The sequence below is a fragment of the Streptomyces sp. NPDC029292 genome, from assembly GCF_055569295.1.
Genome location: NZ_JBVHXR010000010.1, coordinates 154,259 through 170,513 on the forward strand (window position 1 = coordinate 154,259; position 16,255 = coordinate 170,513).

The 16,255-nt window shown below is 69.3% G+C and carries 15 protein-coding genes; 6 read left to right on the plus strand and 9 right to left on the minus strand.

Annotated elements, in window-relative coordinates; all coding sequences use genetic code 11:
• Positions 1 to 2,733 (minus strand): phosphoenolpyruvate carboxylase, encoded by a 2,733-nt coding sequence (gene ppc / locus ACZ4WS_RS22755; RefSeq protein WP_467983001.1) that lies wholly within the window; start codon positions 2,731 to 2,733, stop codon positions 1 to 3.
• Positions 2,734 to 3,133: 400 nt separating this feature from the next.
• Here ppc and ACZ4WS_RS22760 point away from each other — a divergent pair, with 400 nt between their 5' ends.
• The gene (locus ACZ4WS_RS22760; RefSeq protein ID WP_467983003.1) at positions 3,134 to 4,147 is read left to right on the plus strand and encodes an acyl-CoA desaturase; all 1,014 of its coding nucleotides are present in this window, start codon (positions 3,134 to 3,136) and stop codon (positions 4,145 to 4,147) included.
• Positions 4,144 to 4,824, plus strand: coding sequence for a TetR/AcrR family transcriptional regulator (locus tag ACZ4WS_RS22765; protein WP_467983004.1), 681 nt, complete (start codon positions 4,144 to 4,146; stop codon positions 4,822 to 4,824). The genes ACZ4WS_RS22760 and ACZ4WS_RS22765 overlap by 4 nt, the downstream gene beginning before the upstream one ends.
• A 27-nt stretch (positions 4,825 to 4,851) precedes the next feature.
• On the opposite strand, the gene ACZ4WS_RS22770 is transcribed toward ACZ4WS_RS22765, so the two are convergent.
• The 3 genes from ACZ4WS_RS22770 to ACZ4WS_RS22780 form a co-directional block, all read right to left on the minus strand.
• A complete protein-coding gene (locus ACZ4WS_RS22770; protein ID WP_467983006.1) occupies positions 4,852 to 6,576 on the minus strand; it encodes a multicopper oxidase family protein in 1,725 nt (574 codons plus the stop codon).
• Between the two features lie 87 nt (positions 6,577 to 6,663).
• Positions 6,664 to 7,029: a VOC family protein gene (locus ACZ4WS_RS22775; RefSeq protein ID WP_467983008.1), complete on the minus strand. Its 366-nt coding sequence runs from the start codon at positions 7,027 to 7,029 to the stop codon at positions 6,664 to 6,666.
• Positions 7,030 to 7,034: 5 nt separating this feature from the next.
• A complete protein-coding gene (locus tag ACZ4WS_RS22780) occupies positions 7,035 to 7,850 on the minus strand; it encodes a trans-aconitate 2-methyltransferase (RefSeq protein WP_467983009.1) in 816 nt (271 codons plus the stop codon).
• Between the two features lie 221 nt (positions 7,851 to 8,071).
• Here ACZ4WS_RS22780 and tamR point away from each other — a divergent pair, with 221 nt between their 5' ends.
• On the plus strand, positions 8,072 to 8,569 hold the full coding sequence (gene tamR / locus ACZ4WS_RS22785; RefSeq protein WP_467983012.1) for a MarR family transcriptional regulator TamR: 498 nt from the start codon (positions 8,072 to 8,074) through the stop codon (positions 8,567 to 8,569).
• On the opposite strand, the gene ACZ4WS_RS22790 is transcribed toward tamR, so the two are convergent.
• Positions 8,528 to 9,295, minus strand: coding sequence for a LuxR C-terminal-related transcriptional regulator (locus ACZ4WS_RS22790; protein WP_261703947.1), 768 nt, complete (start codon positions 9,293 to 9,295; stop codon positions 8,528 to 8,530). The genes tamR and ACZ4WS_RS22790 overlap by 42 nt on opposite strands.
• Positions 9,296 to 9,552: 257 nt before the next feature.
• On the opposite strand from ACZ4WS_RS22790, the gene ACZ4WS_RS22795 reads away from it, so the two are divergent.
• On the plus strand, positions 9,553 to 10,008 hold the full coding sequence (locus ACZ4WS_RS22795) for a GNAT family N-acetyltransferase (RefSeq protein WP_467983187.1): 456 nt from the start codon (positions 9,553 to 9,555) through the stop codon (positions 10,006 to 10,008).
• Between the two features lie 10 nt (positions 10,009 to 10,018).
• Here ACZ4WS_RS22795 and ACZ4WS_RS22800 read toward each other — a convergent pair whose 3' ends face one another.
• The 4 genes from ACZ4WS_RS22800 to galT form a co-directional block, all read right to left on the minus strand.
• A complete protein-coding gene (locus ACZ4WS_RS22800) occupies positions 10,019 to 10,423 on the minus strand; it encodes a hypothetical protein (RefSeq protein ID WP_467983015.1) in 405 nt (134 codons plus the stop codon).
• A 301-nt stretch (positions 10,424 to 10,724) separates the two neighbouring features.
• Positions 10,725 to 11,867 carry a galactokinase gene (gene galK / locus ACZ4WS_RS22805; RefSeq protein WP_467983019.1) on the minus strand — a complete coding sequence of 381 codons (1,143 nt, stop codon included), beginning with the start codon at positions 11,865 to 11,867 and terminating at the stop codon, positions 10,725 to 10,727.
• On the minus strand, positions 11,868 to 12,836 hold the full coding sequence (gene galE, locus ACZ4WS_RS22810) for a UDP-glucose 4-epimerase GalE (RefSeq protein ID WP_467983022.1): 969 nt from the start codon (positions 12,834 to 12,836) through the stop codon (positions 11,868 to 11,870).
• Positions 12,833 to 13,897 (minus strand): galactose-1-phosphate uridylyltransferase, encoded by a 1,065-nt coding sequence (galT, locus tag ACZ4WS_RS22815; protein WP_467983024.1) that lies wholly within the window; start codon positions 13,895 to 13,897, stop codon positions 12,833 to 12,835. Before galT ends, galE begins: the two co-directional genes overlap by 4 nt.
• Positions 13,898 to 14,107: 210 nt before the next feature.
• Between galT and ACZ4WS_RS22820 the strand changes: the two genes are divergently transcribed.
• Together ACZ4WS_RS22820 and ACZ4WS_RS22825 are read left to right on the plus strand one after the other, a co-directional pair.
• On the plus strand, positions 14,108 to 15,820 hold the full coding sequence (locus ACZ4WS_RS22820) for a sodium:solute symporter family protein (protein WP_467983026.1): 1,713 nt from the start codon (positions 14,108 to 14,110) through the stop codon (positions 15,818 to 15,820).
• 29 nt (positions 15,821 to 15,849) lie between these two features.
• Entirely contained in the window at positions 15,850 to 16,182 is a 333-nt protein-coding gene (locus ACZ4WS_RS22825) for a hypothetical protein (RefSeq protein WP_467983029.1), read from the plus strand.
• Positions 16,183 to 16,255: the final 73 nt, after the last annotated feature.

Sequence of the window (16,255 nt, forward strand, 5' to 3'; positions counted from 1 at the left end):
TCAGCCGGTGTTGCGCAGCCCCGCCGCCACGCCGTTGACCGTCAGGAGCAGCGCCCGCGACAGCAGCGGGTCCGGGTCGGAACCGGCCGCCGCCTCGTCACGCTGACGCTTGAGGAGCGCGACCTGGAGGTACGAGATCGGGTCCAGGTAGGCGTCGCGGATCGAGAAGGTCTGCTGGAGCACGGGGTTGGTGTCCAGGAGCTTCTCGCCGCCGGTGACGCGCAGCACCTCGCGGACGGTCAGCTCGTGCTCGGCCTCGATGGTGGCGAACACGTGCTTGAGGTCGTCCGGCACCAGCGTGTCGACGTAGTGGCGGGCGATCCGCAGGTCCGTCTTGGCCAGCGTCATCTCGACGTTGGAGATGAAGTTGCGGAAGAAGTGCCACTGCTCGTGCATCTCGTCGAGCACGGTGTCGAGGCCGGTTTCCCGCAGCGCCTTCAGGCCGGAGCCGACGCCGAACCAGCCCGGCACGATCTGCCGCGACTGGGTCCAGCCGAAGACCCACGGGATGGCCCGCAGACCGTCGAGACCGGCGCCGGAGTCGGGGCGCCGCGAGGGCCGCGACCCGAGGTGCAGATCGGCGAGCTGGTCCACCGGTGTGGCGGCGAAGAAGTACGCCGGCAGATCCGGGTCCTCGACCAGCCGCCGGTACGCCCCGTGCGCCGCGTCGGACACCACGTCCATCGCCGCGTCCCAGCGGGCCAGCGCCTCGTCGGACTGGCGCGGGGCGGTGTGCAGCGCGGACGCCTGGAGCGTGGCCGCGACGGTCAGCTCCAGGTTCTCGCGGGCCAGCGAGGGCACCAGGTACTTGTCGGAGATGACCTCGCCCTGCTCGGTCACCTTGATCTCGCCCTCGAGCGTGCCCCAGGGCTGCGCGAGGATCGCGTCGTGCGAGGGGCCGCCGCCACGGCCGACCGTGCCGCCACGGCCGTGGAAGAGCCGCAGCCGTACGCCGTACCGGTGCGCCACGTCACGCAGCCGCCGCTGGGCGCGGTGGATCTCCCACTGGGACGTCGTGATGCCGCCGAACTTCGACGAGTCGGAGTAGCCGAGCATGACCTCCTGGACGTCCCCGCGCAGCGCCACGAGACGGCGGTACGAGGGGTCGGAGAGCATGCCCTCAAGGATCGTGTCGGCGGCCTTGAGCTCGTCCGTCGTCTCCAGCAGCGGCACGATGCCGATCTTCGCCCAGCCGCCGTGCAGGTCGAGCAGCCCGGCCTCACGGGCGAGCACCGCCGCCGCGAACACGTCGTCCGCGCCCCGGCACATCGAGATGATGTACGACTCGATGACCTCGGGCCCGAAGACCTCAAGGGCGCGCTTGACCGTCTGGAAGACGCCGATGGTCTTCTCACCGGCGGCGTCGACCGGCGCCGGAGTGGGGGCCAGCGGACGCCGGGACCTGAGCTCCTTGGCGAGGAGCTTGGCGCGGTAGTCGCGGGGCATGTCGGCGTAGCGCCAGGATTCCTCGCCGAGGCGGTCGAAGAGCTGGCCGAGCGCGTGGTGGTGGGCGTCCGCGTGTTCGCGTACGTCCATGGTGGCGAGCTGGAGGCCGAAGGCGGCGAGCGTACGGATCGTACGGTTCATCCGGCCGTCGGCGAACAGGCCGCCGCGGTGCTCGCGCAGCGAGGTCTGGATCAGCGTCAGATCCCTGAGAAGCTCGCCGGTGCCCAGGTAGTCGCGGCCCGCCTCGTGCGGGATGCCCTTGGCGAGGCGCTGCTTGGTGTTCTCCAGCTTCTGCCGGATGCAGGTGGCCTTGAGGCGGTAGGGCTCCTCGGCGTTGAGGCGCTTGTAGCGGGGGCTGATCTCGGGGAGGCGCTCCAGGTCGGTCTGGAGGGACTCCAGGAGCTCCTCGGTGGCGCCCGTGTAGCGGATGGAGTTCGACAGGAAGCCGCGCAGCTCGTCGATCAGCTCCAGGGCGTCGTTGATGCCGTGTTCGTGCTGGAGGATCAGGACGTCCCAGGTGACGGCGGGGGTGACGTTCGGGTTGCCGTCGCGGTCGCCGCCGATCCAGGTGCCGAAGGTGAGCGGCCGGGTCTCGTCGGGGAGGACGACGCCGACGCGCTCCAGCTCCGCGGTCAGGTCCTCCAGTACGTCGCCCACGGCGCCCGCGTGCAGTTCGTCGAGGTAGTAGATGGCGTTGCGGGCCTCGTCGGCGGGCTCGGGACGTACGACGCGCAGCTCGTCCGTCTGCCACACCAGGTCGATGTTCTCGGCCAGGCGCGTGTCGTAGCGGCGGCGGTCGGCCTCGATGACCGGGGTCTCCAGGAGCGCGGCGATGCGGCGCAGCTTGTTGAGGACGGAGCGGCGCGCCGCCTCGGTGGGGTGCGCCGTGAACACCGGGCGCACGTTCAGGTTCTTGACCGTCGCGCGCAGGTGCTCGGGGTCGGCGTCCTTGAGCCGGTCGGCCGTACGGGCCAGGAGGCCGCCCTCGGCGGCGCGCTTGGCGCGCAGCTCGCGGCCGCGGTGCACCTGCTCGGTGACGTTCGCCAGGTGGAAGTAGGTCGAGAAGGCGCGGACCAGCTTGGCCGCGGTCTCCAGCTCGGTGCCGCGCAGCAGCTCGGCGGCGGCCTCGCCGTCCTCGCGGGTCAGGCGGCGGACCTTCTCGACCAGTTCGAGGAGCTCGGGGCCCTCCTGGCGGACCAGGGTCTCGCCCAGCAGGTCACCCAACCGGCGGATATCGGCGCGCAGCTCGCTGCTGGTCGTCGTGGTCTGGTCGTCGGCACTGCTCACAGGTGCGGCTCCTTGCAGTGGTGCAGCTCGTCTGAAGAGTGGAAGCTCGTCTGAAGCTCGTCTGGGAGGGAACCCGGGTGGCGACCGCGCGGCGGGTGCCGCTTAGGGACGTGGCATCCGGGAAGAAATCAGAACGGACCGCGCTGTCCGACCGACTCCAAGGATAGGTGTCCATGCGGACGCGCAGGCTCCCGGGCTCTTGCCGCCGGGCTGCGCGCTGCCATACTTACGACGCCGTAGGTTACGGAACCGTAGGTCCTCCCGTCAGCTGCCGGGAGGACGCTGGATCCGCCCGCCCGTCACTCTGCCGGGAGGGTCCCTGGGATCCGTACCCCGGACATCTGGCTCCACCTCACCCCGGACATCTGTCTCCACCCTCGAAACCCCACAGGGGACGCCCATGACCACGAGCTCCGATGTGATCGACGACGCCCCGCAGGGGAACAACGGTGACACCTCGCTCCCGTCCGCCACGCTGGGCGGCGAGCAGAAGCGGTCACTCGAACAGATCACGCTGCTTCTCTTCATCGCCGTCCCCTTCCTCGCGCTGCTCGCGGCGGTGCCGCTGGCCTGGGGCTGGGGGGTGAGCTGGCTGGACATCGGCCTGCTGGTGTTCTTCTACTACCTGGGCTGCCACGGCATCACGATCGGCTTCCACCGCTATTTCACGCATGGCTCCTTCAAGGCGAAACGCCCGCTGCGGATCGCGCTCGCGGTCGCGGGCTCGATGGCGGTCGAGGGGCCGCTGGTCCGCTGGGTGGCCGACCACCGCAAGCACCACAAGTTCTCCGACGCGGAGGGCGACCCCCACTCACCGTGGCGTTTCGGTGAGACGGTTCCGGCGCTGATGAAGGGCCTGTGGTGGGCGCACATCGGCTGGATGTTCGACGAGGAGCAGACCCCGCAGGAGAAGTACGCGCCGGACCTGGTCAAGGACCCGGCGATCCGCGCGATCTCGCGCCAGTTCATCTTCTGGACGATGCTCTCGCTCGCCCTCCCGCCCCTGATCGGCGGTCTGGCGACGATGTCGTGGTGGGGCGCGTTCACCGGTTTCTTCTGGGGCTCACTCGTCCGGGTGGCGCTGCTGCACCATGTGACCTGGTCGATCAACTCGATCTGCCACGCGGTGGGCAAGCGCCCCTTCAAGTCGCGTGACCGCTCGGGCAACGTGTGGTGGCTGGCCGTGCTCTCCTGCGGCGAGTCCTGGCACAACCTGCACCACGCCGACCCGACCTCGGCGCGGCACGGTGTGGAGCGCGGCCAGGTGGACTCCTCGGCCCGGATCATCCGCTGGTGCGAGCAGCTCGGCTGGGCATACGACGTGCGCTGGCCGTCACGCTCGCGTATCGATTCCAAGCGGAACACGGACGGGTCCGGCTCCCGCCGCAAAACGGAAACCGCCGACGCGGCATGATTGACGGCGTGGCGACCGACTCCAGCAGCACCTCGAGCAGCAATGAGAAGCCGCGGCGTGCGCGCCGCACTCGCATGACCGGTGCCGAGCGCCGTCAGCAGCTGCTGGAGATCGGCCGCACCCTGTTCGCCGCCAAGGGCTTCGAGGGCACGTCGGTGGAGGAGATCGCGGCGAAGGCGGGCGTCTCCAAGCCGGTGGTGTACGAGCACTTCGGCGGCAAGGAGGGCCTGTACGCGGTGGTGGTGGACCGCGAGATGCGCCGCCTGCTGGACATGGTGACCAGCTCCCTGACGGCGGGCCATCCGCGCGAACTGTGCGAACAGGCCGCTTTCGCCCTCCTGGACTACATCGAGGAGTACACGGACGGCTTCCGCATCCTCGTCCGCGACTCCCCCATCCCGCAGTCCACGGGGTCCTTCGCCTCGCTCATCTCCGACATCGCCACGCAGGTGGAGGACATCCTGGGCCGCGAGTTCAAGAGCCGCGGCTTCGACCCGAAGCTGGCACCTCTCTACGCCCAGGCCCTGGTCGGCATGGTCGCGCTGACCGGCCAGTGGTGGCTGGACGTGCGCAAGCCCCGCAAGGCGGAGGTCGCCGCCCATCTGGTGAACCTGGCCTGGCACGGTCTGGACGGCCTGGAGCCGAAGCCGCGCCTGATAGGACACCGCAAGGCTTAGACCAGGTCGCGGTCCGAGAAATCGCCGTCACTTTCGGTAGCCGAGGATGGTCATCATCCCGGATTCGGAGTGGTACTGGTTGTGGCAGTGGAGCATCCACAGGCCCGGGTTGTCGGCGTTGAAGTCGACGACGAGTTTGCGGTGCGGCAGCACGTAGGCGGTGTCCTTGCGGGCTCCGCGTCCGTCGAGGCCTCTGATGGCGAAGGTGTGGCCGTGCAGGTGCACGGGGTGCCACATGTCGGTGCCGTTGATGAGGGTCAGGCGGACCCGCTCACCCTCCCGGATCGGGCGGCGTTCCTCGATGGAGTAGGGCCGGTGGTCGAAGCCCCAGTCGAACCTCCTCATGCCGCCGGTCAGCCTGATGCGCATCTCGCGGTCCGGGCGGCGGCCGCAGAGGGCTACGGAATCCTGGGGCACGAGGCGTCTGGCCGGCACGATCTTGCCGTCGAGCTCCCGCGGATGTACGCCGGGCCCGGGGCCGCCCCCGCTGCCGGTGCGCAGGACTGCCAGGGCTCTCGCGTCCTTGCCCTCGGCCAGCGCGACCAGGGGGAACACCCCGTCCTGTGCGGTGATCAGCACGTCGTAGCGTTCGGCCATGCCGAGCAGCAGCGCGTCCGTCTCCATGTGCTCGACCGGGTAGCCGTCGGTGTGCGTCACCGTCATCTTGTGGCCGCCCAGCGCCACCCGGAAGGCCGTTTCGGCCCCGGCGTTGATGATGCGCAGCCGGATGCGCTCCCCGGGGCGGGCCCGGAAGACCGAAGGTGCGTGCGCGAGGCGGCCGTTGACCAGGTAGAACGGGTAGTCGACGCTGCCGCCCTCGCTGTGCAGCAGGCGGCTGCGGGAGTTCCGTAGGACGCGGTCGGGGCCGGCGGGCTTGCCGCGGCCCGAGGTGTGCGCGCCGCCGGACATGTCGTGACCGGAACCGTCCCCCTCGGCACCCTCCCCCATGTCCATGTCCATCGCCTTGCCGTGGTGCAACTGTGCGAGCACGCCGTCCGGGGTGGAGCCGCCCACGCCGTCGACCCAGTCGTCGAGGACGACGACCCACTCCTTGTCGTAGGACAAGGGCTCCCTGGGGTCCTCGACGATCAGCGGGGCGTACAGGCCGCGGTCGAGTTGCAGTCCCGAGTGCGAGTGCATCCAGTACGTGCCCGGGTGCGTCACGGCGAAGCGGTAGGTGAAGTCCGCGCCGGGCTTGATCGAGTACTGGGTCAGGCCCGGTACGCCGTCCATGTCGCAGCGCATACGGATGCCGTGCGAGTGCAGGGTCGTCGCCACGGGCAGATGGTTGGCGAGCGTGAGATCGAGGACGTCGCCCGCGGTGACGCGGACCTCCCTGCCGGGCAGCGAGTCGCCGTACGCCCATGACCTGACGGTCGGCCCGCCGAGGTCGAGGGACGTCTCGGTGGCGGTGAGCCGGTACCTGCGGAGGGGGCCGGACCCGCGTGCCCGCTCGGCGGCGAGGACCTCGGGATCGGACGGGTTCACATATCCCTTGGGCCCCCTGGGGACGAAGCCGCGTCCGTCGTGGACCGAGATCCCGCTCCGCTCGTGCGAACCGGCCCCGGGATGGGGAGCGGACCCTGAGTGAGGAGCCGACCCGGGGTGGGAAGCCGACCCGGGGTGGGGAGCGGACCCCGCGCGCGAGCCCGACTCGGAGTCGGAGCTGGACCCGGAACAGGCTGACAGGGCTCCCGCACCGGCGGCCACGATCGAGGCACCGAGCAAGTTACGCCGCGTATGTGTGTGCATAACCGAATAACACACGTTTCGTGGTGACATGTCTGCGAACCGAGGCGGCGTGTCCCGCCACCGGGCCGGGTCTCGGCGCATGCCGGCTCAGGGCGCGACCGGCTCCAGGAACTCCAGCCGGTTGCCCACCGGATCCTCGGAGTAGAAGCGGCGGTGGCCGGGGAGATTGTCGTCCCAGGTCACCATGGCCTCGTGGGCTTCCAGCCGGGCGGCGTACGCCTCGATGTCACGGACCCTCAGCCCGGGGTGCGCCTTCTTCGCGGGCCGGAAGTCCTCCTCGATGCCCAGATGCAGTTGCACGGCCCCCGCCTGGAACCAGCAGCCCCCGCGCGCGGCGAGGACGGGCGGCTTGGGGAGCTCGGCCATGCCGAGGACGTCGACGTAGTACGTGCGCAGGCGGGGCTCACTGCCGGGCGGCGCGGCGAGCTGGACGTGATCGATGGCGGTGAGCACAGGTCTCAGGCCCCCTTCCGTGCCACGGCGAACAGTCGGCGGAACGGCAGGACGGTGCCGTACGGTTCCGTCGGATAGGCGTCGCCCAGCAGCTCCCGGTACTCGGCGACGAAGGTGTCCCGTGCATCGGGGTCGTCCGCGAGGGCGGTGAGGACGGGCCGCAGACCCGTGCCCTTCACCCAGTCCAGCACCGGGTCCTCGCCCTCCAGCAGCTGCATGTACGTCGTCTCCCAGACGTCCACCTCGCAGCCGAGGCGGGCCAGCCGGTCCAGATAGAGCCGCGGGTCGTGGACCGAGTCCTCGTGGCGCAGGACGCCCTCGAGGCGGTCCTTCCAACGGGCGGTGGCGGCGAGCTCGCGCATCAGAGCGTGCAGGGGCGCGTCGATGTTGTTCGGGACCTGGAAGGCGAAGGTGCCGCCGGGGACGAGCGCGTCGAGCCAGACCGGGAAGGCGTCCAGGTGGCCCCGCACCCACTGGAGCGCCGCGTTCGAGGCGATCAGGTCGTACGTCTCGGTCGGCGCCCAGCTCGCAAGGTCGGCGTGGGCGAAGTCGAGCCGGCCGCCGCCGGCCGTGGGGCCCGCGTACTCGTCGGTCCTGGCGAGCATCTCCGGGGAGTTGTCGTAACCGGTGATGTGCGCGGTGGGCCAGCGTTCGGCGAGCTGGGTGGTGACGTTGCCGGGGCCGCAGCCGAGGTCGGCGATGCGGGCCGGGTGGCGGGGCAGTCGCGGGACGCGGGCGAGGAGGTCGGCGAAGGGGCGGGCGCGGTGGTCCGCGTGGCGCAGGTACTGGCCCGGATCCCAGGTGGGGGTGGTGGCAGGCATGGGACGCCTCCTCGAAGTCAGTAGTCACATCCGGACATCACGTCAGTGACATCCGAACAGCTCGTCCGTCGCACCCGAACATCACGTCCGTCGCATCCGAACGTCATATCCAAGGCGGATCTCCAGCCTCACACGCAAAGTCTCTCGACGTCAAGAGACTTCACGCCGAGAGACTTCACATCAAGAGACTTCACGTCGACACAACCACTACACTGATCGTCATGGAGGACGAGGTCGATCGGCTGGTCGCAGCATGGCGCCGGGAGCGCCCGGACCTCGACGTGGAACCGCTCGAGGTGCTCAGCCGGGTGAGCAGACTGGCCCGGCACCTGGACCGCGCACGCCGTCTGGCGTTCTCCGAGCACAGCCTGGAGCCCTGGGAGTTCGACGTCCTGACGTCACTGAGACGCGCGGGAGCCCCCTACCAGCTCTCCCCCGGCCAGCTGCTCACACAGACCCTCGTCACCTCGGGCACGATGACCAACCGCATCGACCGGCTGACGAAGAAGGGCCTGGTGGAGCGCCTCCCGGACCCGAGCGACCGCCGGGGCGTACTCGTCCGCCTGACGGACGAGGGCCGCGACCGCGCCGACCAGTCGCTGGCGGGCCTGCTGGAGCAGGAGCGCGCGATCCTGGCCGAGCTCAGCCGGGCCCAGCGCGGAGAACTGGCAGCGCTGCTACGCCAGTTGACCGCCCCGTTCGACAACATCCCCGGTTAGGTCGACGGGCCCGACCCCGGCGCGGCGGGCGAGCGCGACGGCGGCGAGGGTGGAGTGCACGCCCAACTTCCCCAGCACGTTCTGCATATGCGTACGGACGGTGTGCGGCGAAAGGAACAACCGCTCGGCGACGGCTTTCCTCCCCAGCCCGGCGACCATGCACCGCAGCACCTCCCGCTCGCGCGGCGTGAGCGATTCGACCAGCCGTTCGCTCTCGGTGCGGTGCTTGCGCGCGGCGGTGAGTTCCCGCAGCACCCCGGTGAGCAGGGCGGGCGGAAGATGGGTCTCGTCACGCAGCACACCCCGTATGACGGTCAACAGCCGCGACAACGAACAGTCCTTGGCGACCCACCCCGAGGCCCCCGCCTGCAGGGCGAGCGCGGCCCGCCGCGGGTCGTCCTTCTCGGCGAGCACGACGATCCGCACGCTCGGCTGCCCGGACCGGACACCGGCGACCAGCGATATCCCGTCCACCAGCCCGTCCTCGTTGCTCTCCTGGACGGGCACCGCCGGACGCATGCCGGGCAGATTGCCGCCCAGGTCCGCGTCGACGAGCAGCACATCGAATCTGCGGCCCTCCGCCGCCGCCCGCTCCAGGCAGCGCAACGCGGCGGGACCACTGCCCGCCGCGGACACGTCGACGTCGGGCTCGGCCGCCAGGGCGGCAGCGAGCGACTCGGCGAAGATGCGGTGGTCGTCAACGACCAGTACTCGGATGCGAACCACTCTGAAACCCCCACTGTCGGGGGACGGCCGGTGCGGGTACGGCGCCCGAAGTGATCCCGAGCCGCTGACGACTCGGAAAGCAGGGTGCCGCAGCCGCACGGCCGCCGCCGTGCTGGAACTGCTACCCCCACTTCGGGCGTCGTACCCGACTGTCTCGCCCCCTGATCAGCACCGGCCCCCACCGGTGCTGTTCATCAGGGTAAGGCCGGGGGCGGGGAGCGGAAGGTAATTTGCAGAACTGGTTGGCCAGCACGTTTATGGTGAGCCGTATGTTTCATATCGAGACAGGAGACGACAAAGACCGGCGCGATCTGCTCCGCCGGCGACTGCTCGACACCAACAGGGCGGCGTCTCCGGTCCTCCGCGCCCTGCAAGGAACCCCAGATGAACGTGAACTTCCGCTGCACGTCTGGGCGTTGGACGCCACCGGCGCCCTGGCGGGCGGCCTGGTCGGACACACCTGGACGACGTGGCTCCACGTGACCTACCTCTGGGTCGACGGCGTCCACCGCGGATCGGGCCTCGGCTCCCGCCTCCTGTCCCACGCGGAACACCTGTCCCACCAGGAACGCGGCTGCCTCAACTCCCGCCTGGAGACCTGGGATTTCCAGGCCCCGGAGTTCTACAAGAAGCAGGGATATCAGGTGGTGTGCGTGATCCCCGACTATCCGCCGGGGGCCACGGAATACACCTTGACGAAGAAACTCGGCTGATCCTGCGCGCTCAGTCGTGCGGGACCTCCTCGACCACACTCTCTCCGAAGCGCCATGAGCCCCGGTTGCCCGCCGCTTCCGCGCGCAGCCCCGTCTCCCAGGCGATCCGGGCGGCGCGGTGCTGTGACACGTCCGGGTACTCCTCCGGTTGCACCTTGATGTCGCGGAGTCGCTGCTCCTGGTCGGCGTCGGCGGTGGGAGCTCCGGCGGTCTTCCTCTTCCAGAAGGGCACCCGGGTCTTCTTGCCCCCGCGCCCGCGGAAGGCGGTCCATCCGACGGCACCCAGGCACACCGCGACAGCGCCGCCCGCACCGAGGAGGTCGCCGGCAGTGCTCGTCTCGCCGGGTGTCTCCGGTGCCAGTTCGCCCTCGGGACGTCGTTCGGCTGGTGGATGAGCGCGCTGCCGGCGCGCCAACTGGACGGCCGCAGCGGGAAACCGGCCTCGGGGCGGTCCTCCGGGAGGATGTCCCGGAGATGGGCGTCACCCGGCAACTCGGCCTCCCAGATGGGAGATCCGCCGCTCAGCCACGTCAGAAGACCGTCAGCCCTGTGCTCGATCACGCGCACAGGGCTGACGATGCTGAGATGGCCGCCGAGGTAGAGGTTGAAGCGGAGTGTCCGGCCGGCGGCTATGAGCGCGTCCGTGCTCACGTACGTGCTCGCGTCCATGTCCATGGACGCGAGCATGCCAGTCCGCTACGACAACACCCTCGGCGTCAGCCGAGCCGCCGTGCCCCCGCCGACGGCACCGCCTCGAACACCCGCGGCGTGGTGAAGCCCGCTGCGGCGAAGGCCTCCTCGATCGCCTTGGTGATCGTGTCCGCGTCGGTGGCCTCCACGAGCACGATCGCCGAACCGCCGAAGCCGCCGCCGGTCATCCGGGCGCCGAAGGCTCCGGAGGCGTTCGCCGTGTCGACCACCAGGTCCAACTCCGGGCAGGAGATGCGCAGATCGTCCCGCAGCGACAGATGCCCCTCGGTCAGGACCGGGCCGATCGCCCGTACGTCCCCCGCGTCGAGCAGCGTGATGACCTGGTCCACGCGGTGGTCGTCCGACACGACGTGGCGTACGTAGCGGCGTACGCGCTCGTCGGAGAGCCGCTCCAACGCCGCGTCCAGTTCCTCGTACGCGACATCCCGCAGATGGGACACGCCGAGCTGCCGCGCCCCCTCCTCGCACCCCTCGCGCCGCTCGGCATACGCCCCGTCACCGAGCGCGTGCTTCACGCGGGTGTCGACGACCAGCAGCGACAGACCCTGGGAGGCCAGGTCGAAGGGGACCTGGCGGATGGACAGGTCACGGCAGTCGAGGTGCAGGGCATGGCCCTCGGTGCAGCACGCGGACGCCGTCTGGTCCATGATCCCGCAGGGCACCCCGACGAAGTCGTTCTCGGCGCGCTGGGCGATCCGGGCCAACTCGGGCCGGGTGAGCCCCAGTTCGTACAGGTCGTTGAGCGCGAACCCGGTCACGACCTCCAGGGCCGCCGAAGACGAGAGCCCCGCGCCCGTCGGCACGGTCGAGGCGAGATGCACATCGGCCCCGCCGACGGCATGCCCCGCCTCACGCAACGCCCACACCACACCCGCCGGGTACGCGGCCCAGCTGGTGTCGGTCAGCGGCACCAGCTCGTCGAGATGCAGCTCGACGATCGGCCCCTCGATGTCCGCCGAGTGCAGGCGCAGTACGCCGTCGTCCCGGCGGGACACCGCAGCGACCGCGGTGTGCGGCAGGGCGAGCGGCATCACGAAACCCTCGTTGAAGTCCGTGTACTCGCCGATCAGATTGACCCGGCCGGGAGCTGCCCACACGCCCTCGGGCGCGGCACCGTACAGCTCCTCGAATCCCTCGCGAACCCCCACCTACTGCTCCTTCGACCTGTTCTGTGCGAACTCCCACGCGTCCGCGACGATCCCCGCGAGATCCGCGCGGGACGGGTTCCAGCCGAGCCGTTCCCGGGCCGACCGGGCCGAGGCCACCAGCACCGCCGGGTCGCCGCCGCGACGCGGGGCCGCGACCTCGGGGATCGGGTGGCCGGTCACCTGGCGGACGGTCTCGATGACCTCGCGGACGGAGAAGCCGTTGCCGTTACCGAGGTTGCAGATGAGGTGCTCGCCGGGCGCGGCCGCCTCGACCGCCAGCAGGTGCGCCTCCGCCAGGTCCGCGACGTGGATGTAGTCGCGGATGCAGGTGCCGTCCGGCGTCGGGTAGTCGTCGCCGTAGACCGAGATCGCGTCGCGGCGGCCCTGCGCGACCTGGAGCACCAGCGGGATGAGATGCGATTCGGGGTCGTGCCGCTCGCCCTGGGCGCCGTACGCGCCCGCCACGTTGAAGTAGCGGAGGGACACCGCGCCCAGTCCGTGCGCCGCGGCCTCGCCGGTGATCATGTGGTCGACGGCGAGCTTGGAGGCGCCGTAGGGGCTGGTGGGCTTGGTCGGCGCGGACTCGACGATCGGGGACTGCTCCGGCTCACCGTAGGTGGCGGCGGTGGAGGAGAAGACCAGCTTGCGGACGCCCGCCTCGCGCATCGCGGCGAGCAGCGCCATCGTGCCGCCGACGTTGTTGCCCCAGTACTTCTCGGGCTTCACGACGGACTCGCCGACCTGTGAGAAGGCGGCGAAGTGGAGCACGGCGTCGAAGGAGGAGTCCAGCCACTTGGCGGCGTCCCGGATGTCGCCCTCGATGAAGGAAGCACCGGCGGGCACGCCCTCGCGGAAGCCGGTCGAGAGATTGTCCAGGACGACGACCTCGTGGCCCGCCTCGATCAGGTGCTGCGCGACGACACTGCCTACGTAGCCCGCGCCACCGGTGACCAGGTACTTCCCACTCATGAACTCGCTACCTCTCGCAGTCGCTGGGCCGCGGTCTCCGGCGGCACGTCGTTGATGAACACGCTCATGCCGGACTCGGAACCCGCGAGGAACTTCAGCTTGCCGGAAGTGCGGCGAATGGTGAAAAGCTCGAGGTGAAGCGCGAAGTCGTCGCGGTTGACGCCGTCGAACTCCTCCAGCGAGCCGAACGGCGCCTGGTGCCAGGCGGCGATGTACGGCGTCGGAGGCTCACCCTCACCGAAGATCCGGTCGAAGCGCCTCAAGAGTTCCAGGTAGACCTGGGGGAACTCTGTGCGCGCGGCCTGGTCCAGGCCCAGCAGGTCGGGCACGCGGCGGCGCGGGTAGAGGTGGACCTCGTACGGCCAGTGGGCGGCGTACGGCACGAAGGCCACCCAGTGGTCCGTCGCGAGGACGATCCGCGAACCGTCCGCCACCTCGCGGGCGACGACCTCGTCGAAGAGGTTCTCCCCGCCCGTCGCCTCCTTATGAGCTGCCAGGGAACGCAGCATCAGGGCGGTACGCGGGGTGGTGAAGGGGTAGCCGTAGATCTGCCCGTGCGGGTGGCCGAGGGTCACACCGATCTCGGCTCCGCGGTTCTCGAAGCAGAAGACCTGCTCGACCGAGGGGAGGTGGGACAGCTCCGCGGTGCGGTCGGTCCACGCCTCCAGGACCAGGCCCGCCTGCTCCTCCGTCAGGTCGGCGAAGGACGAGTCGTGGTCGGAGGTGAAGCAGACCACCTCGCAGCGGCCGGAGTCGCCGGCCAGCGAGGGGAAGCGGTTCTCGAACACGACGACGTCGTACGAGGAGTCGGGGATCTCGCTGAGCCGGTCGCCCTGCGACGGGCACAGGGGGCACTCGTTCGCCGGGGGGTGGTAGGTGCGCCCCTGACGGTGCGAGGCGATCGCGACCGAATCACCGAGGAGCGGGTCGCGCCGTACCTCCGAAGTGGTGACGGTCGGGTCGAGCGGGCGCCGGTCCACCGCGTCGCGCACCACGTCGTCGCGTGAGTCGTAGTAGATGAGCTCACGACCGTCGGCCAGCCGGGTCGAGGTCTTCTTCACAGTCGGACTCCCCATCCGCGCCCATTCAAAGCTTCAAACAGAACCGAACACAACAAACCACAAATCACCACCTGCGTCAACATCACAATCAAACAAAAGAAACCACCAGAAGTGTTCATTTCTTGAAGGTGGAGGCGTAGGTTCCGCTCTGATCGGTTCACGCGATGACCTGATCAGTTCGCGCAACGAAGCGAGACGAAGCGAGTTCATATGCAGTCCCCCACACAATCCCCCACATTCCTCACCGAACCAGGCACGCACCTGGCGGCCGGACTCCGGCTCCCCACCAATGGCCTCGACTACACGATCCTGGCGATCTACTTCGTCGCCGTCCTCGGCATCGGCTTCGCCGCCCGCCGCTCGGTGAAGACGAGCCTCGACTTCTTTCTCTCAGGGCGTTCCCTGCCCGCGTGGGTCACCGGCCTCGCGTTCATCTCCGCCAACCTGGGCGCCACCGAGATCCTGGGCATGGCCGCCAACAGCGCCCAGTACGGCGTGTACACCGTGCACTGGTACTGGATCGGCGCCATCCCGGCCATGGTCTTCCTGGGCCTGGTGATGATGCCCTTCTACTACGGTTCGAAGGTCCGCTCGGTCCCCGAGTTCCTGCTGCTCCGCTTCGACAAGTGGGCGCACCTGCTGAGTTCGATCCTGTTCGCCTTCGCCGCGATCCTCATCGCCGGCGTCAACCTCTACTCGCTCGCGATCGTCGTCGAGGCGCTGCTCGGCTGGCCGCAGTGGGTGGCGATCGTGGTGGCCGGCCTCTTCGTGCTGGCGTACATCACGCTCGGCGGCCTGTCCTCCGCGATCTACAACGAAGTGCTGCAGTTCTTCGTCATCCTCGCCGCGCTCATCCCGATCGCCGCGCTCGGTCTGAAGCGGGTCGGCGGCTGGGACGGTCTGACGCACTCGCTCGACCAGTCCCACGGCAGCAACTTCACGACCGCGTGGGGCGGCACGGGCATCGGCAGCGACAACCCGCTGGGTGCCAACTGGCTGACCATCGTGCTCGGCCTCGGTTTCGTACTCTCCTTCGGCTACTGGACGACGAACTTCGCCGAGGTGCAGCGCGCGCTGTCGGCGAAGAACCTGAGCGCGGCCCAGCGCACGCCGCTCATCGCCGCGTTCCCGAAGATCTTCATCGTCTTCCTGGTGATGATCCCGGGTCTGGTCGCGGCCGTCCTGGTCCCGAAGATCGGCACGAGCGGCTCGGGCCTGCAATACAACGACGCGATCCCCTATCTGATGCAGGAGTTGCTGCCCAACGGCGTACTCGGCATCGCGGTGACGGGCCTGCTGGCCGCCTTCATGGCGGGCATGGCGGCCAACGTCTCGTCCTTCAACACGGTCTTCACGTCGGACATCTGGCGGAGGTACGTGGTGACCGACCGGGAGGACACCTACTACGTCCGCTTCGGCCGTCTCATCACGGTGATCGGCGTACTGGCGTCGATGGGCACGGCGTTCCTGGCGTCGTCCTTCTCGAACATCATGAGCTACCTGCAGACGCTGTTCTCCTTCTTCAACGTGCCGATGTTCGTGGTCTTCATCGTCGGCATGTTCTGGAAGCGCGCGTCGGTGAAATCGGGCTTCTGGGGCCTCCTGGCAGGCACAACGGCAGCGATGATCAACTACTTCGTGATCTACAAGCAGGGCATCATCGACATCCCCTCCGACCAGGGCGCCAACTTCGTCTCGGCGATCGCGGGCTTCGTGGCCGGTGCGGTGGTCATGGTGGCGGTGTCGCTGTTCACCGCCCCGAAGCCGGCGGAGGAGCTCGAGGGCCTGGTCTACGGCACCCGCTCCCCCGGCATGGCCGAGCCGTCCGCCGTCGGCGACGACGCCTGGTACCGCAGGCCCGCCCTGCTGGGCTGGGGTGCGCTGATCCTCGCGGCCGCCTGCTACATCCCGTTCTCGTTCTGATCTCGTGCTGACGAGGAAGGATTAAAACCATGTCCGACCATTACTCGGACCGCGACGTCCAGCGCGAGGTCACCGAGCTGGAACAGAAGTCCGCGACCGCCGCCCGCCTCTTCGACATCCGCTTCATGATCGGCGGCCTGTTCCTGATCTACGGCGTCATCGTCACGATCGCCGGCATCACCGTCTCCGACGCCAACCTCGCCAAGGCCGAGGGCGTCAACATCAACCTCTGGACCGGCCTCGGCATGCTCGCGCTGGGCATCTTCTTCGTGGTCTGGCTGTTGCTCCGGCCACTGGCTCCGCCGGTACCGCCGACGGCGTCGACATCGGAGGAGGGCGAGCCGCAACCGCCGACGGAGTAACTGACGTAGGCGGGGCCGGAGTTCGTCGGCCCTTCAATTGGTCGTTGAGTCTCAGCGACTCGCCGCGACTTAC